We start from the raw sequence: 445 nt of genomic DNA, 5'->3' as shown, positions 1-445 counted from the left end.
CCTATATTCAATATACGACTTTTACGGCAAAATCGCAAGTTTACTCTTTAATGTTATATTTCTTCCTGAACCTTTCAATGCGTCCGGCTGTGTCTACAAGTTTTTGTTTGCCGGTAAAGAAAGGGTGGCAAGATGAGCAAATTTCAACCTTTATGTCCTTTGTGGTGGAACGTGTTTCTATCACATTTCCGCAGGCGCAGGTGATTTTTGTCATTTCGTACTTTGGGTGTATTCCGTCTCTCATTTTATCCTCCAAATGTTGTCCAACTCCGCTTATGCGGTTTAAGGACTAATCCATGCCCCCTGTTCCAGTGTTCATGGATCTTAGGAATGCTTCATTATTCTTGCTTTTCTTCATTTTGTCAACCAGCAATTCGATAATTTCGATGTCGTCCATAGGATTGATAACTTTGCGTAAAATCCAGATTTTTTGGATTTCTTCCTC

General features: G+C 39.6%; 1 protein-coding gene. It reads right to left on the bottom strand.

Going from position 1 to position 445, the window contains the following annotated elements; all coding sequences use genetic code 11:
* Positions 1-40 precede the first annotated feature (40 nt).
* On the bottom strand, positions 41-244 hold the full coding sequence (gene rpmE / locus ACYVTD_RS16850) for a 50S ribosomal protein L31 (RefSeq protein WP_461248800.1): 204 nt from the start codon (positions 242-244) through the stop codon (positions 41-43).
* Positions 245-445 lie beyond the last annotated feature (201 nt).

It is taken from the genome of Treponema sp. R6D11, assembly GCF_054786075.1.
This window is presented reverse-complemented; position numbering and strand designations above follow the sequence as displayed.

Excerpts from the sequence above, each read along its gene's own strand:
- rpmE (WP_461248800.1), bottom strand. The coding sequence starts at position 244 with ATGAGAGACGGAATACACCCAAAGTACGAAATGACAAAAATCACCTGC.